At 71.5% G+C, this 22,924-nt stretch carries 23 protein-coding genes; 7 read left to right on the top strand and 16 right to left on the bottom strand.

Annotation, left to right across the window (positions count from 1 at the left end; all coding sequences use genetic code 11):
• Positions 1-169 precede the first annotated feature (169 nt).
• Positions 170-493 (bottom strand): DUF6235 family protein, encoded by a 324-nt coding sequence (locus ACIDOF_RS25240; RefSeq protein WP_409008369.1) that lies wholly within the window; start codon positions 491-493, stop codon positions 170-172.
• A gap of 115 nt (positions 494-608) precedes the next feature.
• On the opposite strand from ACIDOF_RS25240, the gene ACIDOF_RS25235 reads away from it, so the two are divergent.
• Positions 609-1,271: a TetR/AcrR family transcriptional regulator gene (locus ACIDOF_RS25235; protein ID WP_409008368.1), complete on the top strand. Its 663-nt coding sequence runs from the start codon at positions 609-611 to the stop codon at positions 1,269-1,271.
• A 144-nt stretch (positions 1,272-1,415) separates the two neighbouring features.
• Here the strand turns inward: ACIDOF_RS25235 and ACIDOF_RS25230 are convergent, their stop codons facing one another.
• On the bottom strand, positions 1,416-2,957 hold the full coding sequence (locus ACIDOF_RS25230) for an AMP-binding protein (protein ID WP_409008367.1): 1,542 nt from the start codon (positions 2,955-2,957) through the stop codon (positions 1,416-1,418).
• Between the two features lie 214 nt (positions 2,958-3,171).
• On the opposite strand from ACIDOF_RS25230, the gene ACIDOF_RS25225 reads away from it, so the two are divergent.
• Both ACIDOF_RS25225 and ACIDOF_RS25220 read left to right on the top strand, forming a co-directional pair.
• Positions 3,172-4,017, top strand: a complete 846-nt coding sequence (locus tag ACIDOF_RS25225; RefSeq protein ID WP_409008366.1) for a response regulator transcription factor — start codon at positions 3,172-3,174, stop codon at positions 4,015-4,017.
• Between the two features lie 43 nt (positions 4,018-4,060).
• A complete protein-coding gene (locus ACIDOF_RS25220) occupies positions 4,061-4,708 on the top strand; it encodes a LysE family translocator (RefSeq protein ID WP_409008365.1) in 648 nt (215 codons plus the stop codon).
• 128 nt (positions 4,709-4,836) lie between these two features.
• Here ACIDOF_RS25220 and ACIDOF_RS25215 read toward each other — a convergent pair whose 3' ends face one another.
• From ACIDOF_RS25215 to ACIDOF_RS25190, 6 genes are all read right to left on the bottom strand, one after another.
• On the bottom strand, positions 4,837-5,955 hold the full coding sequence (locus ACIDOF_RS25215) for a winged helix DNA-binding domain-containing protein (protein ID WP_409008364.1): 1,119 nt from the start codon (positions 5,953-5,955) through the stop codon (positions 4,837-4,839).
• Between the two features lie 278 nt (positions 5,956-6,233).
• Entirely contained in the window at positions 6,234-7,019 is a 786-nt protein-coding gene (locus ACIDOF_RS25210; protein ID WP_409008363.1) for an amino acid ABC transporter ATP-binding protein, read from the bottom strand.
• 6 nt (positions 7,020-7,025) lie between these two features.
• Positions 7,026-7,814, bottom strand: a complete 789-nt coding sequence (locus ACIDOF_RS25205; protein ID WP_409008362.1) for an amino acid ABC transporter permease — start codon at positions 7,812-7,814, stop codon at positions 7,026-7,028.
• On the bottom strand, positions 7,814-8,629 hold the full coding sequence (locus tag ACIDOF_RS25200; protein ID WP_409008473.1) for an ABC transporter substrate-binding protein: 816 nt from the start codon (positions 8,627-8,629) through the stop codon (positions 7,814-7,816). Before ACIDOF_RS25200 ends, ACIDOF_RS25205 begins: the two co-directional genes overlap by 1 nt.
• A 403-nt stretch (positions 8,630-9,032) precedes the next feature.
• Positions 9,033-9,863, bottom strand: a complete 831-nt coding sequence (locus ACIDOF_RS25195; protein WP_409008361.1) for a peptidoglycan-binding domain-containing protein — start codon at positions 9,861-9,863, stop codon at positions 9,033-9,035.
• Between the two features lie 70 nt (positions 9,864-9,933).
• Positions 9,934-10,353: an ATP-binding protein gene (locus tag ACIDOF_RS25190; protein ID WP_409008360.1), complete on the bottom strand. Its 420-nt coding sequence runs from the start codon at positions 10,351-10,353 to the stop codon at positions 9,934-9,936.
• 102 nt (positions 10,354-10,455) lie between these two features.
• On the opposite strand from ACIDOF_RS25190, the gene ACIDOF_RS25185 reads away from it, so the two are divergent.
• From ACIDOF_RS25185 to ACIDOF_RS25175, 3 genes are read left to right on the top strand one after another with little or no spacing between them, the layout of a single operon-like run.
• Positions 10,456-11,313 carry a helix-turn-helix domain-containing protein gene (locus ACIDOF_RS25185; protein ID WP_409008359.1) on the top strand — a complete coding sequence of 286 codons (858 nt, stop codon included), beginning with the start codon at positions 10,456-10,458 and terminating at the stop codon, positions 11,311-11,313.
• Positions 11,310-11,561, top strand: coding sequence for a DUF397 domain-containing protein (locus tag ACIDOF_RS25180; RefSeq protein WP_409008358.1), 252 nt, complete (start codon positions 11,310-11,312; stop codon positions 11,559-11,561). The genes ACIDOF_RS25185 and ACIDOF_RS25180 overlap by 4 nt, the downstream gene beginning before the upstream one ends.
• Positions 11,562-11,606: 45 nt before the next feature.
• Entirely contained in the window at positions 11,607-12,170 is a 564-nt protein-coding gene (locus ACIDOF_RS25175) for a DUF6461 domain-containing protein (protein WP_409008357.1), read from the top strand.
• Positions 12,171-12,196: 26 nt separating this feature from the next.
• On the opposite strand, the gene ACIDOF_RS25170 is transcribed toward ACIDOF_RS25175, so the two are convergent.
• The 3 genes from ACIDOF_RS25170 to ACIDOF_RS25160 form a co-directional block, all read right to left on the bottom strand.
• Positions 12,197-13,432 (bottom strand): M14 family zinc carboxypeptidase, encoded by a 1,236-nt coding sequence (locus ACIDOF_RS25170; RefSeq protein ID WP_409008356.1) that lies wholly within the window; start codon positions 13,430-13,432, stop codon positions 12,197-12,199.
• Positions 13,433-13,563: 131 nt separating this feature from the next.
• Positions 13,564-14,448 carry a universal stress protein gene (locus ACIDOF_RS25165; protein ID WP_409008355.1) on the bottom strand — a complete coding sequence of 295 codons (885 nt, stop codon included), beginning with the start codon at positions 14,446-14,448 and terminating at the stop codon, positions 13,564-13,566.
• Positions 14,449-14,487: 39 nt separating this feature from the next.
• The gene (locus tag ACIDOF_RS25160; protein ID WP_409008354.1) at positions 14,488-15,423 is read right to left on the bottom strand and encodes a LysR family transcriptional regulator; all 936 of its coding nucleotides are present in this window, start codon (positions 15,421-15,423) and stop codon (positions 14,488-14,490) included.
• A 157-nt stretch (positions 15,424-15,580) separates the two neighbouring features.
• Here ACIDOF_RS25160 and ACIDOF_RS25155 point away from each other — a divergent pair, with 157 nt between their 5' ends.
• On the top strand, positions 15,581-15,934 hold the full coding sequence (locus tag ACIDOF_RS25155) for a DoxX family protein (RefSeq protein ID WP_409008353.1): 354 nt from the start codon (positions 15,581-15,583) through the stop codon (positions 15,932-15,934).
• A 55-nt stretch (positions 15,935-15,989) separates the two neighbouring features.
• On the opposite strand, the gene ACIDOF_RS25150 is transcribed toward ACIDOF_RS25155, so the two are convergent.
• The 5 genes from ACIDOF_RS25150 to ACIDOF_RS25130 form a co-directional block, all read right to left on the bottom strand.
• Positions 15,990-17,153: an XdhC family protein gene (locus ACIDOF_RS25150; protein WP_409008352.1), complete on the bottom strand. Its 1,164-nt coding sequence runs from the start codon at positions 17,151-17,153 to the stop codon at positions 15,990-15,992.
• A 63-nt stretch (positions 17,154-17,216) separates the two neighbouring features.
• A complete protein-coding gene (locus tag ACIDOF_RS25145) occupies positions 17,217-18,656 on the bottom strand; it encodes an NCS2 family permease (protein WP_409008351.1) in 1,440 nt (479 codons plus the stop codon).
• 242 nt (positions 18,657-18,898) lie between these two features.
• Entirely contained in the window at positions 18,899-21,295 is a 2,397-nt protein-coding gene (locus ACIDOF_RS25140; RefSeq protein ID WP_409008350.1) for a xanthine dehydrogenase family protein molybdopterin-binding subunit, read from the bottom strand.
• A 2-nt stretch (positions 21,296-21,297) separates the two neighbouring features.
• On the bottom strand, positions 21,298-21,894 hold the full coding sequence (locus tag ACIDOF_RS25135) for a (2Fe-2S)-binding protein (protein WP_409008349.1): 597 nt from the start codon (positions 21,892-21,894) through the stop codon (positions 21,298-21,300).
• A 2-nt stretch (positions 21,895-21,896) separates the two neighbouring features.
• A complete protein-coding gene (locus tag ACIDOF_RS25130; protein WP_409008348.1) occupies positions 21,897-22,793 on the bottom strand; it encodes an FAD binding domain-containing protein in 897 nt (298 codons plus the stop codon).
• Positions 22,794-22,924 lie beyond the last annotated feature (131 nt).

Here is a 22,924-nt window from a genome sequence, read left to right as displayed (position 1 = left end):
GCGGCGGCATCGTTAATCCCCCTAGGAAATCCCGAAACAGGAACTTCAGGCTCGACAACTTGCGCCGACATTTCCACAGGGCCTGCACAGGTGTCAAGAAGCCCCCGGCGTAAGGGAGTTGGGCCGCAGCGTGCCGGGTTTTCGACAACATCCCAGGTGGGAGCGGGTGTTACGCGGCGTCTTCGAGTCCGGGGGCGCCGGCGACCGGGCCGACGTAGGCAATCTCGAAGGCGTCGAGGTCGCGGAGCCGGACCTTGAGCACCAGATCCTGGCGTACCAGGACAAAGACATCCCGGGACTCGGCCACGATGTCGAGAATCTCGTAATCCACGAAGGCGGTGTGGTCGGTGACCGCGAAAAGGGCTTTGTGGACCGCATTCTTTTCGATCTGCCCAGCGCTCCGCGACCACTCCTCGAGGACGTCCCAACCGGAATCCAGGCGGAAGTGCGGGCGACGCAGGCCGTTGAGCGACTCGGCGGGCGGGTTGTTCATGACGGTCTCCTCCTCGGTCGGCCGAACGCCGGGGCGGGCGACGGGAGTTGGCGCCCCAGGCATTCCATAACGCTGTTGTGCTACGAACATAACGGCGTTATGAAACACTGTCAAGGTGAGCCCCAGACGCCCTGATCCCACGACCCGCGCGACCCTGATCGAGGTCGCCGCCCGCCTCCTCACCACGGAGGGCCCGCGCGCGATGTCCACGCGCCGCGTCGCCGCCGAGGCCGGCTGCTCGACGATGGCCGTGTACACGCACTTCGGCAGCATGAACGACCTCGTGCGCGAGATCGCCCGCGAGGGATTCGCCCGCCTGGAGACGTACTTGCGGAGCGCCGAGGCGACCGACGACCCGGTCGCCGACATGGCCCTCCTCGGCCGCCTCTACCGGCACAACGCGCTCGCCCACTGGACGCTGTACGAGGTGATGTTCGGCGGCTCCTCGCTGACCGGGTTCTCCCTCACCGACGAGGACCGGCAGTACGGGCGCTACACCCTGGCCAGCGTTCTGGAGTGCGCGGGCCGCTGCATCGCGGCGGGCCGGTTCCGGCAGGCCGACGCGGAGCTGGTGGCGCACCAGATGTGGACGACGGTGCACGGCATCGTGTCCCTGGAGACCGGCCGCTACCTCGTCGAACCCTGCACGGGCGACCGCCTCTTCGAGACGCAGCTCGTCGGCGTCATGGTCGGCGTGGGCGACGGCGTGGAGACGGCCACGGAGTCGGTGGAGCTGTCGGCCCGGCGGTTCGCGGAGAGCGTGGCGGCGGAGCAGTAGCGGGGAAGCGGCGGTGGCCGTACGCGGACGGGCGGTGCGGGCCGGCCTCCCGACCGCCCCGCACCGCCCGCCTGTGTGACCGCTCGTCCGCCCGCCTGTGTGACCGCTCGTCCGCCCGCCTGTGTGTCCGCTCGTCCGCCGGGGTCAGTTGACCTTCCGCCCCATGCCTTCCCAGTACGGCTCCCGCAGCTTGAACTTCTGGATCTTGCCGGTGGCCGTGCGCGGGATGTCCGCCCTGAACTCGACGCTCGTGGGCGCCTTGTAGCCGGCCATGCGGGCCTTGCAGTGGGCGATGATGTCGGCCTCGTCGGCGGTCGCGCCCTCGGCGAGGACGACCAGGGCCTTGATGGTCTCGCCCCACTTCTCGTGCGGGACGCCGATCACGGCGACCTCGGCGACCGCCGGGTGGCTGAAGATCGCGTCCTCGACCTCGATCGACGAGACGTTCTCACCGCCGGTGATGATCACGTCCTTCTTGCGGTCGGAGATCGTGAGGTGCCCGTCGTCCGGGTCGATCGTGCCGCCGTCGCCGGTGTGGAACCAGCCGCCCTCCAGGGCCGCCTCGGTCTCCTCGGGCTTCTCCCAGTACCCGTCGAGCACGACGTTGGAGCGGGCGAGGACCTCGCCCGCGTCGGAGACCTTCAACTGCACGCCGAGCGCGGGCAGTCCGGCCCGCGACAGCTTGCGGGCGCGCTCCTCGGCGGGCAGCGCCGCGTCCTCGGGGCGGGCCCGGTTGAAGGTGAGCACCGGGGACGTCTCCGTCAGGCCGTAGATCTGGGTGAACTCCCAGCCCAGCTCGTCCCCGACGCGCTGGATCAGCTTGCTCGGCGGCGGGGCGCCCGCGCACACGATGCGCACCTTGTCGCGGCCCGGGATCTCGCCCCGCCAGGTCGCGGCGGCGTCCAGAACCATGTTCCACACCGCGGGCGCCCCGCACATCAGGGTGACGCCGTGCTCCTCGACGCGGCGCAGGATCTCCGCGCCGTCCACCTTGCGCAGCACCACCTGCTTCACGCCGAGCCCGGCCATGACGTACGGCATGCCCCAGCCGTTGCAGTGGAACATCGGCAGGGTGTGCATGTAGACGTCGCGCTCCCAGGAGCGGGTGTGCAGGCCGAAGGTGAGGCCGTTGACCCAGATGTTGCGGTGGGTGAGCTGAACTCCCTTCGGGCGGGCGGTCGTTCCGGACGTGTAGTTGATGGTGGCGGTGGCGTCCTCGTCCGGGTTCGACCACGGGCGGGGCTCGACGCCGAAGCGCATCAGCTCGGTGTCGGTCTGCTCGCCGAGCACGAAGCGGTGCTTCGCCCCGACCCCGGCGAGCGCCTCGTCCAGCTCGGGGTCGACGAGCAGCACGGACGCGCCGCTCTGCCGCACCACGTACTCGATCTCCTCCGGCTTCAGGCGGAAGTTGACCGGCACACAGATCCGGCCGCTCATCGGCACCGCGAAGAGGAGCTCCAGGAGGCGGGTCGAGTTGTGGCTGACGACGGCCACCCGCTCGCCCTCGCCGACGCCGAGCGCATCGAACCCGGCCTGCCAGGCCCGCACCCGCTCACCGAGACCGCCGTACGTCAACTCCGGTACGGGCAGGGCTGGTTGGGAGGGTTCGTCGACGACGCCGGGGCTGGAGGCGAACCCCAGCTCGGCCCGGTCGAGGAAGTCCGCGACGGTCATCGGTGTCCGCATGCCTGTCTCCTGTCGTCCGGTGGCGTCCGGGCGGTGCCGCGATGTGTTGCTGCCGTACGCAGGGGTGCGTGGATCCCGGAACCGGGCCGGTTACCGCATGTGTACTCCCCAGCGCCGAACTGCTCATTAACATCGTGTAAGCGGTGACCGGATCCTGCCACCCCCGAACGGGGGTGTCGGCGTGCCGGACCGGTTCCACGAAGGGGAGGCGCGCGTGACAGCGGATGCCGGGGCAGCGGTGGAGGTGCGGGCGGCCCTCGTGCGGCTGCGCCGCGCCACGGGCCTGCCGGTCGCCTTCGGCGGCCTGGTCGAGGAGGGGCGCGGGCTGCGCATCGGCGAGCTCAGCGGCGCCGTGACGACCGCCCTGCAGGGCCTCGCCGTCGCCCCGGGCAGCGGCCTCGGCGGCAAGGCGCACGCCCTGGCCCGCGCCTGCGCGGTGACGGACTACAGCACGTCGCGGCACATCAGCCACGAGTACGACGTCGCCGTCGGCGCCGAGGGCCTGCGCTCGGTGCTCGCGGTACCGGTCGTGGTGCGGCGCCGGGTCCGCGGCGTCCTGTACGGCGCGCTGCGCACGGCCCAGCCGCTCGGCGACCGCACCGTGAACGCCGCCGTCGCCGCGGCCCGGGACGTCGAGCAGGCGCTGGTCGCGCGGGACGAGGCGCGCGCCCTGCTCACGGCGACCCGCTCCCCCGGGCCCTCGGCCGCACCACCCTCCGACGACGGCGCCTGGGAGCGCGTACGCGAGGCCCACTCCGCGCTCCGCGCGCTGGCCCCGCGCATCACGGACCCGCTGCTGCGGACCGAACTCCTGGACGTGGTCGGCCAGTTGGCGACGGCCGACGCCCCTCCCCCGGAGCGTGCGGTACGACTGGCGCCGCGCGAGGTCGACGTCCTGGCGTGCGTGGCGTCGGGCGCGACGAACGCGGCCACGGCCGCCCGCCTCGGCCTCCGCCCGGAGACGGTGAAGGGCTATCTCCGCTCCGCGATGCGGAAGTTGGGCGCGCACACGCGCCTTGAGGCAGTGGTGGCGGCACGCCGGGCGGGGCTGCTGCCGTAAGGTCGCACGCCCTGCGTGTCCCGATCGAGAGGTGGAGTGGAACATGGTGTCCGTCGACCGGCTGCTCGCGTTCGCCGCGATGTCGCTGATCGTGATCGTCGTGCCGGGGCCGAGTGTGCTGTTCGTGATCGGCCGGGCCCTCGCGCACGGCCGCAGGACGGCACTCGCGACGGTGTTCGGGAACGTCGTCGGCTCGTATCTGCTGGTCGTGGCCGTGGCGTTCGGGGTGGGGGCGCTCGTCGGGCAGTCGGCGGCGGCGTTCCTCGCGGTGAAGCTGGCGGGGGCCGCGTACCTCGTGTACCTCGGCGTGCAGGCCTTCCGGCACCGCAAGGACATGCGGGTCGAGTCGCTGCGGGCGGCGCCCGAAGGGCCGGCGCGCGGGGACCTGCGGACCGTGCTCGACGGCGTCCTCGTCGGGGTCACCAACCCGAAGGGCATCGTGTTCTTCGCGGCGGTGCTGCCGCAGACGGTGGACCACTCGGCGGGCCAACTGCCGTTGCAGATGCTGGTGTTGGGCCTGGTCCCGATCGGCATCGGACTCGTCACGGACACCCTGTGGGGCCTGGGCGCGGCGGCGGCCCGCACCTGGTTCGCCCGCTCCGAGCGACGGCTCTCGCTGATCGGCGGCGCGGGCGGCTTCGCGATGATCGGCCTCGGCGTGACGGTGGCGGCGACGGGCCGGGCGGACTGAGACCTGGCCGGTACGCATCCGGGGCTGCGGGCCCCGACACCCGGCACGGACACGGGGGCTTCAGGCGTTGAGGACCGGCCGGGTCCGGGGGCTTCAGGTGTCGACGACCGGCACGGATCCGGAGGGCTTCACGCGGCGACGACCGGCCCGAACCGCACCTCGTACGACGACGCCCCGGCGCCGCCGCCCGTGCCCATCGGCCCGGCGAGCAGCCGTTCCGCCTCCGCCTCGACCTCCGCGCGCTGCGCCCTCGCGAGCGTGCCGAACGGTTCGACGGTGATCACGGCCGGGCCGTCCGCCGGTTCGTCGAGCCGCCAGACGCCCGCGAGGAACCCGTCGGCGAGGAACACGTTGTAGGAGCGGTTGCCCGCCCAGGTGCGCCCCTTGTACGCGGGCGGCACGACCCGGGTGCGGTCGGCGTGCGAGAGGAGCAGGTTGTCGTACTCGGGCAGCAGCCGCACCGGCGCCGGGGCGTCCGGGCCGGGGCGCGGGGCGTCGGGCAGATCGAACAGCTCGACGCCGTGCTCGTCCCGGAACACGACGAGCTCGGGCCGCAACCGCTCGAAGACCGGGCGGAGCCGGGTCACGCCGGCCCAGGTCTGCATGTCCTTCACGGAGGCGGGGCCGAAGGCGGCCAGGTAGCGCAGGACCACCTCGTCCGGTTCGGGCACGGGCCCCTCGGCGCGGCCCAGCCAGTGCTCGACCGTCGTCAGGGCGACCTGCCCGCTGCGGCGCCACAGTCCGCGCGGGGTGACCTGGACGAGGGCGAGGGTGTTGCGCGCGGCGATGCCGAGGGACTGCGGGTCGGCGTCCGGCCAGGTGCGGGCGAGCGCCTCCCGCAGCTGCTTGAGGGTACGCGGCTCCTCCTCGACCAACTCCCGCGCCTGCTCCGTGAGGTGACGGAGATCGACGCCTTCGAGCCCCTTGCGGAACGCGTGCAGCTCACGGTCGCGGGCGGGCTGCGCGAGGGGGCGGAGCGTGAGGGCGTCGGCGGCGGTGTGGGTGTGGATGGTGGAGCGGAGGGTGACGATGCGGACGACGGCCCGGTCCGCCATGAGCGCCGAGAGCTCTTCCGGGGCGAAGCCCTTGAGCCTGGCCGCGAGGGCGTAGTACGGGGGTTTGACGTTCTGCGCCTGGAGGCCGAGCAGATGCGCGACGGCGTTCTCGGCGGACATGGCCGTCCGCGCCAGCAGGAGTTGCCGGGAGAGGGTGGCGCGGTTGAGGGCGCGGGCGTCGAGCGTCGTCATGGGGGCACGGTAGCGAGGGTTGCGGACGGGGGCGGTCCGCGACGTGCGTGTCCCCCACCCCGCCCCTTCCCGAAAGCCTCCGGCGGTTCGTCGTTCGTCTGCGGCACCGTCGTGGCCGCTCGCGCAGTTCCCCGCGCCCCTGAAAACCAGCCCCTCCGGCGTTTGAGGAGCGGGGGTCCGGGGGCGGAGCCCCCGTGCCGACGGCAGTCTTTCGGGAAGGGGCGGGGTGGGGAAAAATGGCGCCCGCAGGGCGATGCAGGAACCCGAACCCCGACCGCCTAACCCTCCTTGCGTACCTCCACCGGTTCCGGCGCGGCCGCCGGGTCGAGGACTCGGGCGAGGAACGTGCGCGTGCGTTCATGCTGGGGCGAACCCACCACCCGCTCCGCGACCCCCTCCTCCACGATCACGCCACCGTCCATGAACACCACCCGATCCGCGACCTCCCGCGCGAAGCTCATCTCGTGCGTGACGACGAGCATCGTCATGCCTTCCTGCGCCAGCGACCGCATGACGGCGAGCACGTCGCCGACGAGCTCCGGGTCGAGCGCGGACGTCGGCTCGTCGAACAGCATCAGCTCCGGGTCCATCGACAGGGCTCGCGCGATCGCGACCCGCTGCTGCTGCCCGCCGGACAGCTGCGCCGGGTACGCGGACTCCTTCTCGGCGAGCCCGACCCGCTCCAGGTTGGTGCGGGCGACTCGTTCCGCCTCCGCCTTGTCGCGGCGCAGCACCCGCCGCTGGGCGAGCGTCAGGTTCTCCAGGACGGACAGGTGCGGGAACAGGTTGAAGGACTGGAAGACCATGCCGATGGACCGCCGGACCCGGTCGATGTCGACGTCCGGGTCGGTGACCTCCGTGCCCGCGACGGTGACCGTCCCGGACGTCGGCTCCTCGAGCAGGTTCACGCAGCGCAGGAGCGTGGACTTGCCGGACCCGGACGGTCCGATGATGCAGACGACCTCACCCCGCTCGACGGTGATGTCGATGCCCCGCAGCACCTCCAGGTCCCCGAACGCCTTGTGCAGCCCGCGTACCTCGATCTGGGCCGAACCACTGCTCACAGGACCTCAACTCGCTTTCGCCGTACGGGCTTCGAGGCGCCGCACGACATGTCCGAGCGGCAGCGTGATCATCAGGTAGAGCAGGCCGGCGATGAGGATCGGCGTGAGGCTCTTGTGCTCGTTGAGCGCGTCGCGCCCGAAGTTGGCCAGCTCGTACTGGCCGAGGGAGAGCCCGAGGAGGTAGACGAGGGACGAGTCCTTCGTCAGCAGGATCAGCTCGTTCGTCAGCGGCGGCAGCACGATCCGGAAGGCCTGCGGGATGATCACGGAGATCATGGCCCGGCCGTGCGACATGCCGAGCGAACGGGCCGCCTCCATCTGCCCCTTGGGCACGGCCCGGATGCCGGCGCGGATGGTCTCCGCCATGTACGCGGCGCCGACGAGGCCGAGCGCCAGCATCACCGTCACGTACTTGTCGAGCGCCACCTCGAAGGCGAGGGGCACGCCGAAGCCGAGCGCGATGAACACGAGCAGCGCGGGCACGCCGCGGAAGAACTCGATGTACGTGACGGCGAGCCAGCGGTACGGCGGCACCGACGAGAGCCGCATCAGCGCGAGCACGAGCCCGAGGACGAGCCCGAAGCCGAAGCCGAGGAGGGTGTAGACGACGGTGTTGACGAGGGCCGTGGCCAGGATGTCCGGGAACTGCGCCTTCGCGACCTCGACGTCGAAGAACGCCTGCCGCAGCCGTTCCCAGTCGGCGAGCAGCAGCAGGACGAGAACGGCTACGGCGAGCAGCGCGTACTGGGCGCCCCGGAAGGCGCGGGCCCGCTGTCTGCGGGTGAGGGCCGCCATCACTTGCTCTTGGGGGCCGTGCCGAACCACTTCTTGTAGATCTCGTCGTAGCGGCCGTCCTTCTTGGCCGCCTTGATGACTTCGTCGATCTTGGCGCGGAGAGCGTCGTTGCCGGTGCGTACGCCGATGCCGTACTGCTCGCCGGTGTCGAACTCGGCGGTGACCTCGGTGTCGGGGTTCTGCTTGACGTAGTCGAAGAGGACGCCGTTGTCGTTGATGCCGGCGGCTATCTGGCCGGACTTCACGGCGGCGAGGAGCAGGCCGACGTCCTCGAACTCGACGAGCTCGGCGCCCTTCGGGGCGTTCTTCTTGGCGTACTCGCCGCCGGTGGTGGCCTTCTGGTAGCCGAACTTCTGGCCCTTCAGGTCGTCAAGTGCCTTGTAGGGCTTGCCTTTTCGGGTGATCAGGGCCTGGGTGGCGTCGAAGTACGGGGTGGAGAAGTCCATGACCTTGTCGCGCTCGGGCGTGATGGTCATGCCGGCGGCGGCGAGGTCGCACTTGTTGGTGTTGAAGTCCTGGCCGGTCTCGATGCCCTCGAACGGCGTGTTGACGATCTCCTGCTTCACCTTGAGTTCCTCGGCGACGAGGTCGACGAGGTCCACGTCGAAGCCGACGACCTCGCCGCCCTTCTTCGACTGGAACGGCGGGTACGGCAGGTGGGTGCAGGTCTTGAGGACGCCCTCGGTGACCAGCTGCACGCCCCCGCCCTCGCCGCCCTTGCCTCCCCCGCCCGACTTGGTACTCGTACAGCCGGTGAGCAGCAGGGCGACAGCGGCGGCCGCGGCGGTCACGGGCAGAGCGGTGCGAACGGACACGGACACGGGGCCTCCAAGGCGACAGCCGGACAACCGAGCATGCATCGTGGTGCGTGTGCTGTGTGGTGCGTGTGCTGCGTGGTGCGCGTGCGGTGTGGTGCGCGTGCGGTGGAGCGTCGTGGTACGCGCATCGCCTCGCGCCGCACGTGGCGGGCGAGTTGCTGCATCCTAGGACGCGGGCTCGAGATTGCGACAGGGGGAACCGGGTGGCCGATTCCGGCCGCCGGGGAACGACCTCCCACCGCCCGCCCGGAGGGGGGAGAAGCCGGATGAACAGCGACGCGACGCCACTGAACGAGCTGGCCCAGGGCATACGGGAGTTGAAGCCCGGGCTGGAATGGTTCGAGAGCCTGTCCGAGCGGGAGCAGCCGGTCGACCGTCCGGTCTGGACCCCGACGCGGCCTTACGGCTGCGATGTCTCCCGCTCGACCGCCGCGCGGGTCTGCGGTCCGTACACGCCGGGCTGTTCGGGGATCTGGCGGGCGCTCTGGAAGCGGGCCACGGCGTCCTCGACGTCGGCGCTGTAGTTGCCGTTCACGGGGCCGACGTACAACTGGAGCTGCCGCAGGCGCTGTTGGAGGTCGACGACCTGGTCGCCGTGGTCGCCGCGGCGGAGGGTGGTCGGTGTCTGCTCCTGTTCCGTCGCGGGCGCGCTCGTGCGGGTCGGCTTCGGGGGCTTGGACGGGGTGGTCGGGGATGCGGTGGTGGGGGTGGCGGAGGGCGTCGGGGCCTCGGTCGCCGTCTCGGTCGGGGTGGAGCTCGGGCGGCGCTCGTCGCGGGCGGCTCGGTCCCGCTGCCGCGGGGTGGAGGAGGCGGTGGGCTCCGCGGAGTCGCTGACGGTCACGGACTCGGCCGGGCCCGTCGCGCCCACCTCGCCGTCACCGCCGGAGAAGAACCCGCCCGCCACGCCGACGGTCACCGCGACGACGGCGGCGGCCCCGGCGATCAGCCCGTACCGCCAGCCGCGCCCGGAGGCCTCGGGGGCGGAGGTTCGGCTCAACTCGGTTGCGTCGTACGGGGGTTGCTGCGGCACCTCGTCGAAGAGCTGGAGGACCTCCCGGGTGGGCTGGGTGTCGCCGGCGTCCGGCGGGGCGACCTGCCCGAAGACGCGGCCCGACGTCCCGGGCTCAGGCGTCTGCGCCGCCGCCTCCCGAGCCCGTACCGCACAGTCGCAGGCGGGCCTGAAGTCCGGCAGAAACGGGGTACCGCACCCGGGGCAGCTCGATCCACTCACAGTTCGTCCACACACCTTCCATGAAGCAGCCACCGATTATGCAGACGATGGCCCCGTCTGCCCACCGCCCTCATTCCTCCTCCCACCCCTTCATTCCCGACACTTCAGCCCAAACGATCTTGCCGATCGACCGCTCCCGTACGCCCCAGGAATCGGCGAACGCGGACACGATCCGCAGCCCCGACCCACCCCCGCGCCCCTCCTCGGGCCACCGCTCGCCGCGCGCGTCCGCGACCTCGATACGCAGCAGTTCGCGGGCGAGGAGCAGGGTGAGCGCGAAGCCGCGCCCGGGCACGCGGCCGTGCGTGACCGCGTTGACCGCCAGCTCCGCGACGACCGACGCGGCCGCGTCGGAGATCTCGCCGCCGTGTGGGAAACCCCACTCTTCGAGTTGGCAGCAGGTAAGCCTCCGCGCGAGGCGCGCACCACGCGGAGTTGCACTGAACAATTGCCTGAACTTCCGCCCAGGGCTGGGGATTTGCTCCGTCATGTCACCGAGCGTGGCCGCCGACCCCTACGCTGACCAGTGACGACTGGACGACGGAGCGTAGCCGTACGGGTCCGCTCCGCTGGGTGTACGGGTGGTACGCGCATGCAGGAGCAACGGCCGGAACGGCCGGCGCAGGAGAACGGCACGGCGCACTTGTTCGCTGCGCTCGGCAAGCAGCTGAAGGTCCTGCGCGAGACCCGCGGCCTGGGCCAACGCGAACTGGCGACGGCGACGCACGTGAGCGTGGACCTGATCTCCGCGATCGAACGCAACGTACGCATCCCGCAACCGGACTTCCTGCGCGTGGCGGACGAAGTCCTGGACGCGGGCGGGGTGCTGCGGGCGACGATCCCCGACGTACAGGAGGCGCTGTCGCGGGCGCGGACGCGGCATCCGGAGTGGTACCGGGGGTACGCGGAGATGGAGGCTCAGGCGGTCGAGTTGCACTTCTACGCGAATGCGGGGGTGCCGGGGTTGCTCCAGACCGCTGAACATGCGGAGTCGGTGTTCCGCAACCGTCGGCCGTTGTTGGACGAGGAAACCATCGAGAAGCGCATCGCGGACCGACTGGACCGACAGAAGGTCCTCACGCGTCGGCCCGCTCCTGTCATCAGCTACGTGCTGGAGGAAGCCGTCCTTGACCGCCCCATCGGCGGCCGGAAGGTGCACGAGGCGCAGTTGCGTCGCATCGCAGAGGTGAGTCGGATGCGGAACGTCGAACTTCAGGTGATGCCTACCGACTGCGAGGAACACCCCAGCCTGGACTGCGCGTTCAACCTCCTGGTCCCCAGGAACCATAACCACCCGCTCGGTTACACGGAATCTCAGGGCCACCCGAGGCTGATCACCGACGCCGCGGAGGCCCGAGTGCTGGGCGAGCGCTATGGGATCATGCGTGCGGCGGCCCTCACGCCACGCAAGTCCTTGGAGCTGATCGAGAGGAAGCTGGAGAAGCGATGAACTCCACCGAGGAACTCGCCTGGTTCAAGTCGAGCTACAGCAGTGGCGAGGGCGGCGAGTGTATCGAAGTCGCACTCGACTGGCGGAAGTCGACGTACAGCGGCGGCGGGGGCGGCGACTGCGTCGAAGTCGCCCAGGACCAGCACCACTTGACCCTCCACATCCGCGACTCCAAGCACCCCACCCACCCCCACATCACCACCACTCCCGCCGCGTGGTCGGCGTTCGTCACGTATGCGAGGCGCTGAACTCCCGTGCCAGACAACCCTCTTGGCTGGATCGCCGAGTTTCACATGTGCCACAGCCTGACCCTCGTCGAAGGGCTGACGGACCGCGAGCTGCTGGCTCGGCTCGGCTGTGATCCCGCGAGCACCCGGCGACCGGCCGACAGCGACGAGGTCCAGGACGCCCGCCAGGAGGCGTGGGAGCACTACGACGAGCACGGCCTCGAAACGGCCGTCGTCCAGGCCGGTGTCGCGAACGGCTGGGCGTGGGCCTTCGAGCCCGAGAGCGTCCTTGTGTTCGGCAGTGAACGCCTCGCCCCCGCCTCCCGTGGCACCCGTCTGATCCACTGCTGCCACAACGGCAACGCGCTCGGCTACGTGGCCCTCTGGGAGGACGGCAGGCTGATCACCACGTTCGAGCACGGAGTGCCCGAAGCCCGGCACGACGAGGACGGCGAGGACCCCGACCGGCTCCTCGAACCCATGCGCCGGGTCGGATTCCTGGACCCCGACAACCACCAACTCCCGCAGCACACCTCCCTCGCGCTGCTGCACGCCCCCACCGGAGTCACCCTCGACAGCGACCAGATCGACGCCGGCCTGCTCGCCACGCTCTCCGCCGCGCGGGGCTGAGGCGAGCAGGCCGGCCGCAGGGCGCCTCAGTCCCCCGTCGTCTCCCACCCGTAGTCCGGCAGGTCGTAGAAGCTGTCGCCGTCGACCGTGTCCGCTGTGCCTGTGGCGAGGCCGGTGAGGAGGGACTCCACGCCTGTGCGGACCGTTTCGACGAACATGCCGCGTTGCGTCTGGCCCAGGTCGTCCTGCTGGCCGCGGACCTCGAAGAGGACCGTGCCCGTGCCGTTGAGGGCGAAGGCGGAGCGGCCCTGGCCCGCGTACTCGCGCTCGTCCGGGTGGAGGTAGCGGCCCACGGCGGCCGGCCTGGCCTGGTCCCCGTACGCCTCGGCGATGCCGTTGGCCACCGTGGTGGCGTACCGGCGGGACTTGTCCTGGTCCAGCTTCGGCCACTGCGCCTTGTACTTGGCGCCGTCGTTCACGCCCAGCGGCGGGTAGTCGAGCGTGACGGTGATCAGCTTGCCGTCCTGCTCGCCGCCGGTGACCCGCGCGCACGGGCCCATGTGGTGCAGGTCGACCATCGCGTCGACCGAGCCCTTCTCCGCCCGCATCTTCACGTACACGTCGCGGATCGCGCGGGACTCCGGGGAGAGGTAGAACCCGGCGCCGGTCTGCGTGCCGGGCAGGTCGGCGGCCTTCGGCACATAGTCGAGGTCGGGGTTGAAGTCGCGGTTCAGGTCGTAGCCGGGCTGCTTGATGCCGTCGCCCTCCAGGCTGTGGTACCAGGCCCTCGGCGCGCCCGCGAGCTGCGGGAACCGGTCGACCGTCTGCTCCCATGAGTGCACGTTGATACGGCGGTTGAGCTCCCCGCCGTCGGGGTTGACCATCGGCATGGCGACGAGCGTGACCTCGCTGAGGATCTTCCGGGTCGCCGCGTCGTCGCTGGAGCCGAGCTGCTTCAGGATGCCGAGCAGCGCCTCCGTGCCGGTGCGCTCGTTGCCGTGGATGGCGCTGGTGACGATCAGGACGCGTTTGCCGGTGCCCGCGCGGGCGGTCCACAGCTCGCGGCCCTGGGCGGTGCGGCCGGCCACGTCGACGGTCACCCGGCCCCGGCTGGTCTGCGCGATCTGCCGGAGTTCCGCGCCGAGTTGGGCGTGGTCGGTCCAGCCGGACCACTGCGGGTCCTCGGAGATCCGGCACTGTCCCGGGCCCTCCGGGGCGGACGCGGCCACGGTTTCGGCGGCGGCGGGCCCGGCGAGCAGGGTGGTGGCCAGGGCGGCGGTGGCCAGACCGCACGCGGCCAGGGCTGAGGCGGAAAGACGCATGCGTACGTGCTCCTCACGTCGTGCACAAGTCACGGGCGTGGGGGGCGAGTTGAATCTTGCACGGTGCACGTAGATCCGGCAATGGCGCCTTCGGCAGGGCCTGTTCGCCGGCGGTCCGGCGGTCGGTCGTCTCAGCCCGGCACCACCGCGACCGCGCAATGCGCGTGCAGCAGCACCGCGTTGGCGACCGAGCCCATCAGCAGCGTGTCCGTGGTGAGCCGGTGCCGGTGGCGGCCGACGACGAGGAGATCGGCCGTACGGGACGCGGTGACCAGGCGGCCCGCCGGGTCCGCGGGGGCCACCACCGGGTCCACGGCGACCTTCGGATAGCGCTCCGCGAACGACGTGAGCCGTTCCCGCTGGCCTGCCGTGAGGGCCAGGCCCGCGCTGCGCGCGTCCGCCGCGTCGCCGGGCACGAGGTCGCCCATCGTCGTCAGCGCCCGCAGCGGCACCCGGTACGTGGACACGACCTGGAGTTCCACGCCCCGCCGGGCCGCCCCGGCGAACGCGAACTCGATCACCTCGTCGGCGGTCTCCGCCGGGTCGAGGCCGAGCACGACCCGGCCGGGCGGGCCCTGCCGTGCGGTCTCGGCGGCGCGCGAGGCGTGCGGGACGACCACCACCGGGCACGGCGCCTGCGCGGCGCACTTGCGGCCGGTCGAGCCGAGCAGCAGCGCCGCGAACCCGCCGAGGCCGCGCGAGCCGAGGACCAGCAGGCCCGCCTTGTGCGCGAGCTCGCCGAGTGCGGTGGCGGGGGTGCCGTCGACGGCCACGTACCGCAGCGGCGGCGCGGCGTCCCCGTATGCGGCGACCGTGTCCTCGACCCGTTTCCGTACGAGGTCGGGGGCGGGCGCGCGGGCGGTGCGGACGTGGGCGGCGACGACGCCCGTGCCGTGGCCGATGGCCGCCTCGACGGCCCAGGTCAGGGCCCTGAGGCTGGATTCGGAGCCGTCGACGGCGGCCAGGATCGGGCCGGCCGTGCGCGGCGCGCTCGTCGTCGGGGCGCTCGTGCTCATCCCTCCAGCGTGCGGCCGCCCGGCCGCTCGTGTCAGGGCCTAAGGTCCCGTCGTCGGGGAGTCGAACGGGCCGTCCGGCGGCGCGTCCACCGCGTGCAGGCAGCTCGCCACGAAGTCCCTGACCACCGGGTTCGCGTCGTCCCCGGGCGCCCAGGCCACGCCGACCGAGGTGGGCGCGACGCCGTCCAGCGGTACGTACGCCACCCCGGGCCGGGCGTAGAAGCGGGCGGCGGACGCGGGGGCGAGGGCGATGCCGTAGCCGTTGGCGATGGCGCTGAGCCATTCGTCGGGCTGGTCGGTGACGGCGCCGATGCGCACGGGCCGGTCGGCGGGGCGGGCCTCGGCGGCCAGCCAGTAGTCGCACCACGGCCCGGTCGTGGGCGGGGCGGCGACGAACGGCTCGTCCCACAGCTCGGCGAAGTCGAGGCGGGCCCGGTCGGCGAGCGGGTGGGTCGACGCGAGCGCCGCGACCCGGTCCTCGGTGAGCAGCGCCTGCACGCGGTACGCGTCCTGCCCGGGGAACGGCAGCCGGAGCAGCGCCGCGTCCACCTCGCCGTCGTCGAGCCCGGCGGTCGGGTTGGACCAGGCGGCCTGGCGCAGCTCGACCCGCAGTCCGGGCCGGCGGCGCCCGAACTCGGCGACGATGTCCTGCGTGGCCTCGTTGGCGGCGCTGGCGAGGAACCCGACCCGCAGGACCCGCGCCTCCGCCCGCCCGGCGCTGCGGGTGTCGCGTACGGCCGTGTCGACGGCGGCGAGCACGGCGGGGGCGCGCTCGGCGAGGGTGCGGCCGGGGCCGGTGAGGGCCATGCCGCCGCGGGAGCGGGTGAAGAGCCGGACGCCGAGGAGCTGCTCCAGGTGCTTGATCTGCTTGGTGAGGGCGGGCTGGGAGACGAAGAGGCGCTCGGCGGCGCGGGTCAGGTTGCCCTCCTCCGCGACGGCGACGAAGGAGCGCAGCAGCCGGGAGTCGACGTCCATGGCACCAGGTTAGGAGGCCCGGTCCGGGCCCGGCCTCCGGGCCGTTGTTTCCATTCCCTCTGGTTATGGACGCAGGTATTGGACGGGTGGGCGGGCGCGGGGCGAGGGTCGAGGGGACCGCGCCACCGCGGCCTCCCGGAGCCGGAAAGGCTGAGCCATGTTCCTCGCGTACGTTCTCGTCACCGTGTTCACCGCCCTCGCCGTGGGGGCGATCGGGGTGCTCGACCTGATGCGGGCGCCCGCCGTCCTCGCGACGTCGTCTGCCGTGAACGTCCCGCACTCCTGGGTCGCGCCGCTCGGTGTGCCGAAGGTCGCGGCCACGGCCGGGCTGTTCCTGGGGCTCGCGGGCTGGCGGTGGCTCGGGGTCGCGGCGGCCGTGGGGCTCGTGCTGCTCTTCGTCGGGGCCGTGGTGACCCATTTCCGGGCGCGGGTGTTCGGCACGATGTGGGCGCCAGTGGCGTTCCTGGTGCTGTCGGCGGCCGCGCTGTGGCTGGGGATCGCCGTCGCCTGACGCGTACGGGGAGGTGTACGGGAAAGCGTCCGGCAACGCGTACGGGAGGCGGCGCTCAGGCGACCGAGCCGATCCTGCCCGTCGGCGGTTCCTGGCCGTCGTGGTGGATCGGGGTGTGCGCGCCGGTGAGGGAGACCCCGCTGCCGCCGCGCCGGTTCGCCACGATCTCCGCGCCGATCGACAGGGCGGTCTCCTCCGGCGTACGGGCCCCGAGGTCCAGGCCGATCGGGGAGCGCAGGCGGCTCAACTCCAGCTCGCCGACGCCGACTTCGCGCAGCCGGCGGTTGCGGTCCTCGTGGGTGCGGCGGGAGCCCATCGCGCCGACGTACGCGACGGGCAGGCGCAGGGCGAGTTCGAGCAGGGGCACGTCGAACTTGGCGTCGTGGGTGAGGACGCAGAGGACGGTGCGGGCGTCGATCAGGCCGGCCTCGTGCTGGCGGCGCAGGTACTTGTGCGGCCACTCGACGACGATCTCGTCGGCCTCGGGGAAGCGGGTGCGGGTCACGAAGACCGGGCGGGCGTCGCAGACGGTGACGTGGTGGCCGAGGAACTTGCCGACGCGGACCAGGGCGGAGGCGAAGTCGATGGCCCCGAAGACGATCATCCGGGGCGCGGGCACGGAGGACTCGACGAGCAGGGTGACGGGGCTGCCGCAGCGCGAACCGTCCTCGCCTATCCCGACGGTGCCGGTGCGCCCGGCGTCGAGCATCGCCCGCGTCTCGCCCGCCGCGGTGCGGTCCAGCTCGGGGTGGCCGCCGAAGCCGCCCTCGTACGTGCCGTCGGGGCGGACGAGGAGGGCGTGGCCGAGGAGTTCGGACGGGCCGTCGGTGATCCGCGCGACCGCCGCCGCCTCACCGGAGGCGGCGGCGGCCAGCGCGGCCGCGAACACTCCCCGTCCCGGAGCGTCCGCGGGTACCGGGGTGACGAGGATGTCGATGACTCCGCCGCAGGTCAGGCCGACGGCGAAGGCGTCCTCGTCGCTGTAGCCGAAGCGCTCGACGACCGAACGGCCGTCCTCCAGCGCCTGTTGGCACAGCTCGTACACGGCGCCCTCGACGCATCCGCCCGAGACCGATCCGATGGCGGTGCCCTCGCTGTCCACGGCGAGTGCGGCACCGGGCTGACGGGGACCGCTGCCGCTGACCGCCACGACGGTGGCGACGGCGAAGTCACGTCCCTGCTCGACCCACCGGTTCAGTTCCTCGGCGATGTCCAGCATGTCGGCCTCCTTCAGAAACGATACGTGGGGCGGATGCGCGAGGGCATTCCGCGAGGGTGGGGGCTAGTGCCCGGATCCGGTGGCGAAGTAGAAGATGAACACGGCCGACAGGATCCACATGAAGATGCTCGGGTCGCGCCACTTGCCCTGCGCCAGCTTGATCGCGCAGTAGGCGATGACGCCGCAGCCGACACCGGCGGTGATGGTGTACGTGAACGGCATCAGGACGACCGTCAGGAACACCGGGGCGGCCACGGACCAGTCGGTCCAGTCCACGTGCCGGGCGTTCTGCAGCATCATCGCGCCGATCACGACGAGCGCGGCCGAGGCCACCTGGTTCGGCACGAGCTGGGTGAGCGGCGTGAAGAACAGGCAGGCGGCGAAGAACAGGCCGGTGACCGTGGCCGACAGGCCCGTACGGGCGCCCTCGCCGACGCCGGAGGCCGACTCGATGAACACGGTCTGCCCGGAGGCGCCCGCCACACCGCCGACCGCGCCGCCGGCGCCGTCGATGAACAGGGCCTTGTTGAGGCCGGGCATCCGGCCCCGGTCGTCGGCGAGCTTGGCCTCCTGGCCGACGGCGATGATGGTGGCCATCGCGTCGAAGAAGCCCGCCAGGACCAGGGTGAAGACGATCATGCCGACGGTGGTCGCGCCGAGCTTCTCCCAGCCGCCGAACTCGATGTTGCCGAAGAGCCCGAAGTCCGGCATGGAGACGGGGCTGCCGTTCAGGACCGGGGCCTTGCCGCCCCACTCCTTCTCGGAGATCAGCCCGGCGGCGGTGGCCCCGACGGAGACCACGGTGCCGACCACGATGCCGAGGAGGATCGCTCCGGGCACCTTCCGGGCCTGCAGCATGAAGATCAGGATCAGGGTGCCCGCGAAGAGCGCGACGGGCCAGCCGCTCAGATGCCCCCCGACACCGAGCGTGACGGGACCGCCCTCGCCCTTGCCCACGAAGCCGGCGTTCACGAAGCCGATCATCGCGATGAACAGGCCGATGCCCATGGTGATGCCGTGCTTCAGGGGCAACGGGATCGCGTTCATGATCACTTCTCGTACGCCGGTGGCGACCAGAAGCATGATCACGACGCCGTAGATCACACACATGCCCATGGCCTGCGGCCAGGTCATGTCGGGGGCGACCTGGGTGGACAGGACGCCGGAGACGCTGAGACCCGCTGCGAGCGCCAGCGGGACCTTGCCGATGAAGCCCATCGCCAGGGTGGTGACCGCGGCCGCGAGAGCGGTGGCGGTGATCAGCGCCGGCTGGCTCATCTTGTTGCCGAGCGCGTCCTCACCGCCGAGCAGCAGCGGGTTGAGCAGGAGGATGTAGGCCATCGCCATGAAGGTGGTGATGCCGCCGCGCACCTCACGCGCGACCGTCGATCCTCGGCTGGATATGTGGAAGTACCGGTCGAGCCAAGACCGGCCGGCGGGGACACGCGAGCCGTTGCCGGCGTCCTCCGCGACCGTCTTGGTCTCCACTGACGACTGGGTCATGGGGCCTTCTCCCAAGGTTCACAGGGGCATCCGCGCGCTGTGCTGCACGGCGGAATTTGGGATGTTGCTTGGCTGCACGACCCGGGGGACGGCCCGAGACGAACGAGTGGAGTTCCGGGGAAGCCGGGGGGAGCCGAACTCCCCCGGAACTCACGTCAGTTGGTGCTGGTGGTACTGGTTGCTGCTGCCGTCGTCGGCCTGGGTGGGGCCTCGGGCGCCGGTCGGTGCCGGTGGGGTTCCGGTCAGGTGCCGGTGAGGTGCTCGGGGCGTACCGGAGTCTTGTTGAGCTCCAGGCCCGTGGCGTTCCGGATCGCCGCGAGGACGGCCGGGGTGGAGGAGAGGGTGGGGGCCTCTCCCATGCCGCGCAGGCCGTAGGGGGCGTGCGGGTCGGCCAGCTCGAGGTAGTCGACGGGGATGGTCGGCGTGTCGAGGATGGTCGGGATCAGGTAGTCCGTGAAGGAGGGGTTGCGCACCTTCGCGGTCTTCGGGTCGACGACGATCTCCTCCATCACCGCGACGCCCAGGCCCTGGGTGGTGCCACCCTGGATCTGGCCGACGACGGAGAGCGGGTTGAGGGCCTTGCCGACGTCCTGCGCGGTGGCCAGTTCGATGACCTTGACCAGGCCCAGCTCGGTGTCCACCTCGACGACGGCGCGGTGCGCGGCGAACGAGTACTGGACGTGGCCGTTGCCCTGGCCGGTGCGCTTGTCGAAGGCCACGGTCGGGCGGTGCCGCCACTCGGCCTCGACCTCGACGGTCTCGTCCTCCAGGAGCTCCGCCAGGTCCGCGAGGGCCTCGCCGCCGTCGGTGACGACCTTGCCGCCCTCCAGGAGGAGTTCGGCGGTGGCCCACGCCGGGTGGTACGAGCCGTACTTGCGCCGGCCGATCTCCAGGACCTTCTCGCGGACCAGCTCGCAGGAGTTCTTGACGGCGCCGCCGGTGACGTACGTCTGCCGGGACGCAGAGGTCGAACCGGCCGAGCCCACCTGGGTGTCGGCGGGGTGGATGGTGACCTGCTGGACGCCGAGCTCGGTGCGGGCGATCTGGGCGTGCACGGTGATGCCGCCCTGGCCGACCTCCGCCATGGCCGTGTGGACCGTGGCGACGGGCTCGCCGTTGATGACCTCCATCCGCACCTTGGCGGTGGAGTAGTCGTCGAAGCCCTCGGAGAAGCCGACGTTCTTGATGCCGACCGCGTAGCCGACGCCGCGTACGACGCCTTCGCCGTGGGTGGTGTTGGAGAGTCCGCCGGGCAGTTCGCGCACGTCGGCGTCGCCGTCGGCGACCTCCCACTGGCGCTCCGGCGGCAGCGGGCGCTCCTTGACCCGGCGCAGGATCTCGGCGACCGGGGCGGGCGAGTCGACCGGTTGCCCGGTCGGCATGATCGTGCCCTGCTCCATGGCGTTGAGCTGCCGGAACTCGACCCGGTCCATGCCCACCGCGTCGGCGAGCTTGTCCATCTGGGCCTCGTACGCGAAGCAGGCCTGGACGGCGCCGAAGCCGCGCATCGCGCCGCAGGGCGGGTTGTTGGTGTAGAGGGCGACGGCCTCGATCTCGACGTCGTCGCAGACGTACGGGCCGAGCGACAGGGACGAGGCGTTGCCGACGACCGCCGGGGAGGCCGAGGCGTAGGCCCCGCCGTCCAGGACGATGCGGCACTTCATGTGCGTGAGCTTGCCGTCCTTGGTGGCGCCGTGCTCGTAGTACAGCTTCGCCGGGTGGCGGTGGACGTGGCCGAAGAACGACTCGAAGCGGTTGTAGACGATCTTCACCGGCTTGCCCGTGCGGAGCGCGAGCAGGCAGGCGTGGATCTGCATCGAGATGTCCTCGCGACCGCCGAAGGCGCCGCCGACGCCGGCCAGCGTCATCCGCACCTTCTCCTCGGGCAGGCCGAGGACGGGGGCGATCTGCTCCAGGTCGGAGTGCAGCCACTGGGTGGCGACGTACAGGTCGACGCCGCCGTCCTCCGCGGGCACGGCGAGGCCGGACTCGGGGCCGAGGAAGGCCTGGTCCTGCATGCCGAAGGTGTACTCGCCCTTGACGACGAAGTCGGCCTTCTTGGCGGCCTCTTCGGCGTTGCCGCGGATGATCGGCTGGTTGTGGACGATGTTCGGGTGGGAGACCCACTCGATGTACTCGTCGTCGCGGCCCTCGTGGACGAGGACGGCGTCCTCGGCGAGCGCGGAGGCCTCGTCGGTGATGACGGGCAGTTCCTTGTACTCGACCTTGATCTTCGCGGCGGCGCGGCGCGCGGTCTCCGGGTGGTCGGCGGCGACGAGGGCGACGGGCTCGCCGTGGTGGCGGACCTTGCCGTGCGCGAGGACCGGGGTGTCCTGGATCTCCAGGCCGTAGTTCTTCATCTCGGCCGGCAGGTCGTCGTACGTCAGGACCGCGTACACGCCCGGGGTGGCGAGGGCCTCGGCGGTGTCGATGGAGACGATCTCGGCGTGCGCGACGGTGGAGCGCAGCGTCTGGCCCCAGAGCATGTCCTCGTGCCACATGTCCGAGGAGTACGCGAACTCGCCGGTGACCTTGAGGGTGCCGTCGGGGCGGAGCGTGGACTCGCCGATGCCGCCCTTGTTGTGCTTCTGGGTGACGTTGGTCGGCGCACCCGTGGTGGTGGTCTTGGTGCCAGCCATGATCAGACCGCCTCTCCCTGACGGGCCGCGGCGAGGCGGACGGCGTCCAGGATCTTCTCGTATCCGGTGCAGCGGCAGAGGTTGCCGGAGAGCGCCTCGCGGATGTCCGCGTCGGACGGCGACTCGTTGCGCTCCAGGAGCTCGTCGGCCGCGACCAGGAGGCCGGGGGTGCAGAAGCCGCACTGGACGGCGCCGGCGTCGATGAACGCCTGCTGGATCGGGGAGAGTTCGGTGCCCTCACCGGTCTGCGAGTCGGTGCCCTTGGCGGACCACTGCTGAGCGGCCTGCAGAGAGGTGCCCTGCTCGGAGCCGCAGGCTCCGGTGGCGCAGCCGCCGTGCTCGGCACGCTGCTTGGCGAAGTCGGCGAGGCCCTCGACCGTGACGACCTCGCGGCCCTCGGCCTGACCGGCGGCGACCAGACAGGAGCACACCGGCACGCCGTCGAGGCGGACCGTGCACGAGCCGCACTCGCCCTGCTCGCAGGCGTTCTTCGAGCCGGGCAGGCCCATCCGCTCGCGCAGGACGTAGAGCAGGGACTCGCCCTCCCAGACGTCGTCGGCTTCCTGCTGACGGCCGTTGACCGTGAAACTGACGCGCATCGTCACGCAACTCCTTCCGCGCCACGGCCCTTGCCGCTGCGGTACGACTCCCAGGTCCAGCCGAGCGTGCGGCGGGCCATGATGCCCACGGCGTGCTTGCGATAGCTCGCGGTGCCGCGGACGTCGTCGATCGGGTTGGCGGCGCCGGAGCAGAGCTCGGCGAACTGCTTCGCGATCGACGGGGTGATGATCTTTCCGTTGTCCCAGAAGCCGCCCTCTTCCAGCGCGGCGTTCAGGAACTCCTCGGCCGCCTTCGCCCGGATCGGGGTGGGGGCGGCGGAGCCGATGCCGGTACGGACGGTGCGGGTCTCGGGGTGCAGGGCGATGCCGAAGGCGCACACGGCGATGACCATGGCGTTCCGGGTGCCCACCTTCGAGTACTGCTGCGGGCCGTCGGCCTTCTTGATGTGCACCGACTTGATCAGCTCGTCGGGCTCCAGGGCGTTGCGCTTCACGCCCGTGTAGAAGTCGTCGATCGGGATCAGCCGGGTGCCGCGGGCCTGCGACTCGACCTCGACCTGGCAGTCGGCGGCGAGCAGCGCGGGGTGCGCGTCACCGGCGGGCGAGGCGGTGCCGAGGTTGCCGCCGACGCCGCCGCGGTTGCGGATCTGCGGCGAGGCCACGGTGTGCGAGGCGAGCGCGAGACCGGGCAGCTCGGCGCGCAGGTGCTCCATGATCTTGCTGTACGGCACGGACGCGCCCAGCTGGACGGTGTCCTCGCCCACGTGCCAGTCCTGGAGCTCGCTGATGCGGTTCAGATCCAGGAGGTACTCGGGGCGACGGTGGTCGAAGTTGATCTCGACCATCACGTCGGTGCCACCCGCAATCGGCACGGCTGTGGGGTGCTCTGCCTTGGCGGCGAGCGCCTCCTCCCAGCCGGCGGGGCGAAGGAAGTCCATGAGCGGCTCTCTTCATTCGTATCGGGTCGTCGGTGCGAGCCTCGGGCACTGCGACCCTGGTGCTCGGTACGAGCGCCTGGCGTGTTCCGCCCGGTGCTCTTCTGACTCGTTCATCTGCTGTTCACGCGGAT

The sequence above is a fragment of the Streptomyces sp. Da 82-17 genome (genome assembly GCF_046098215.1).
Classification (GTDB): Bacteria; Actinomycetota; Actinomycetes; order Streptomycetales; family Streptomycetaceae; genus Streptomyces.
Note: the sequence above shows the minus strand (reverse complement) of the source record. Positions and strands in the feature narration are given on the sequence as shown.

Bases quoted from the DNA above. Each gene is read 5' to 3' on its own strand.
- ACIDOF_RS25215 (WP_409008364.1), bottom strand. From the start codon at position 5,955: ATGACGACGCTCGACGCCCGCGCCCTCAACCGCGCCACCCTCTCCCGG.
- ACIDOF_RS25150 (WP_409008352.1), bottom strand. From the start codon at position 17,153: ATGCTGGACATCGCCGAGGAACTGAACCGGTGGGTCGAGCAGGGACGT.
- ACIDOF_RS25205 (WP_409008362.1), bottom strand. From the start codon at position 7,814: ATGGCGGCCCTCACCCGCAGACAGCGGGCCCGCGCCTTCCGGGGCGCC.
- ACIDOF_RS25130 (WP_409008348.1), bottom strand. From the start codon at position 22,793: ATGGACTTCCTTCGCCCCGCCGGCTGGGAGGAGGCGCTCGCCGCCAAG.
- ACIDOF_RS25145 (WP_409008351.1), bottom strand. From the start codon at position 18,656: ATGACCCAGTCGTCAGTGGAGACCAAGACGGTCGCGGAGGACGCCGGC.
- ACIDOF_RS25135 (WP_409008349.1), bottom strand. From the start codon at position 21,894: ATGCGCGTCAGTTTCACGGTCAACGGCCGTCAGCAGGAAGCCGACGAC.
- ACIDOF_RS25240 (WP_409008369.1), bottom strand. From the start codon at position 493: ATGAACAACCCGCCCGCCGAGTCGCTCAACGGCCTGCGTCGCCCGCAC.
- ACIDOF_RS25160 (WP_409008354.1), bottom strand. From the start codon at position 15,423: ATGGACGTCGACTCCCGGCTGCTGCGCTCCTTCGTCGCCGTCGCGGAG.
- ACIDOF_RS25155 (WP_409008353.1), top strand. From the start codon at position 15,581: ATGTTCCTCGCGTACGTTCTCGTCACCGTGTTCACCGCCCTCGCCGTG.
- ACIDOF_RS25190 (WP_409008360.1), bottom strand. From the start codon at position 10,353: ATGACGGAGCAAATCCCCAGCCCTGGGCGGAAGTTCAGGCAATTGTTC.
- ACIDOF_RS25165 (WP_409008355.1), bottom strand. From the start codon at position 14,448: ATGAGCACGAGCGCCCCGACGACGAGCGCGCCGCGCACGGCCGGCCCG.
- ACIDOF_RS25175 (WP_409008357.1), top strand. From the start codon at position 11,607: ATGTGCCACAGCCTGACCCTCGTCGAAGGGCTGACGGACCGCGAGCTG.
- ACIDOF_RS25185 (WP_409008359.1), top strand. From the start codon at position 10,456: ATGCAGGAGCAACGGCCGGAACGGCCGGCGCAGGAGAACGGCACGGCG.
- ACIDOF_RS25180 (WP_409008358.1), top strand. From the start codon at position 11,310: ATGAACTCCACCGAGGAACTCGCCTGGTTCAAGTCGAGCTACAGCAGT.
- ACIDOF_RS25170 (WP_409008356.1), bottom strand. From the start codon at position 13,432: ATGCGTCTTTCCGCCTCAGCCCTGGCCGCGTGCGGTCTGGCCACCGCC.
- ACIDOF_RS25140 (WP_409008350.1), bottom strand. From the start codon at position 21,295: ATGGCTGGCACCAAGACCACCACCACGGGTGCGCCGACCAACGTCACC.
- ACIDOF_RS25230 (WP_409008367.1), bottom strand. From the start codon at position 2,957: ATGCGGACACCGATGACCGTCGCGGACTTCCTCGACCGGGCCGAGCTG.
- ACIDOF_RS25220 (WP_409008365.1), top strand. From the start codon at position 4,061: ATGGTGTCCGTCGACCGGCTGCTCGCGTTCGCCGCGATGTCGCTGATC.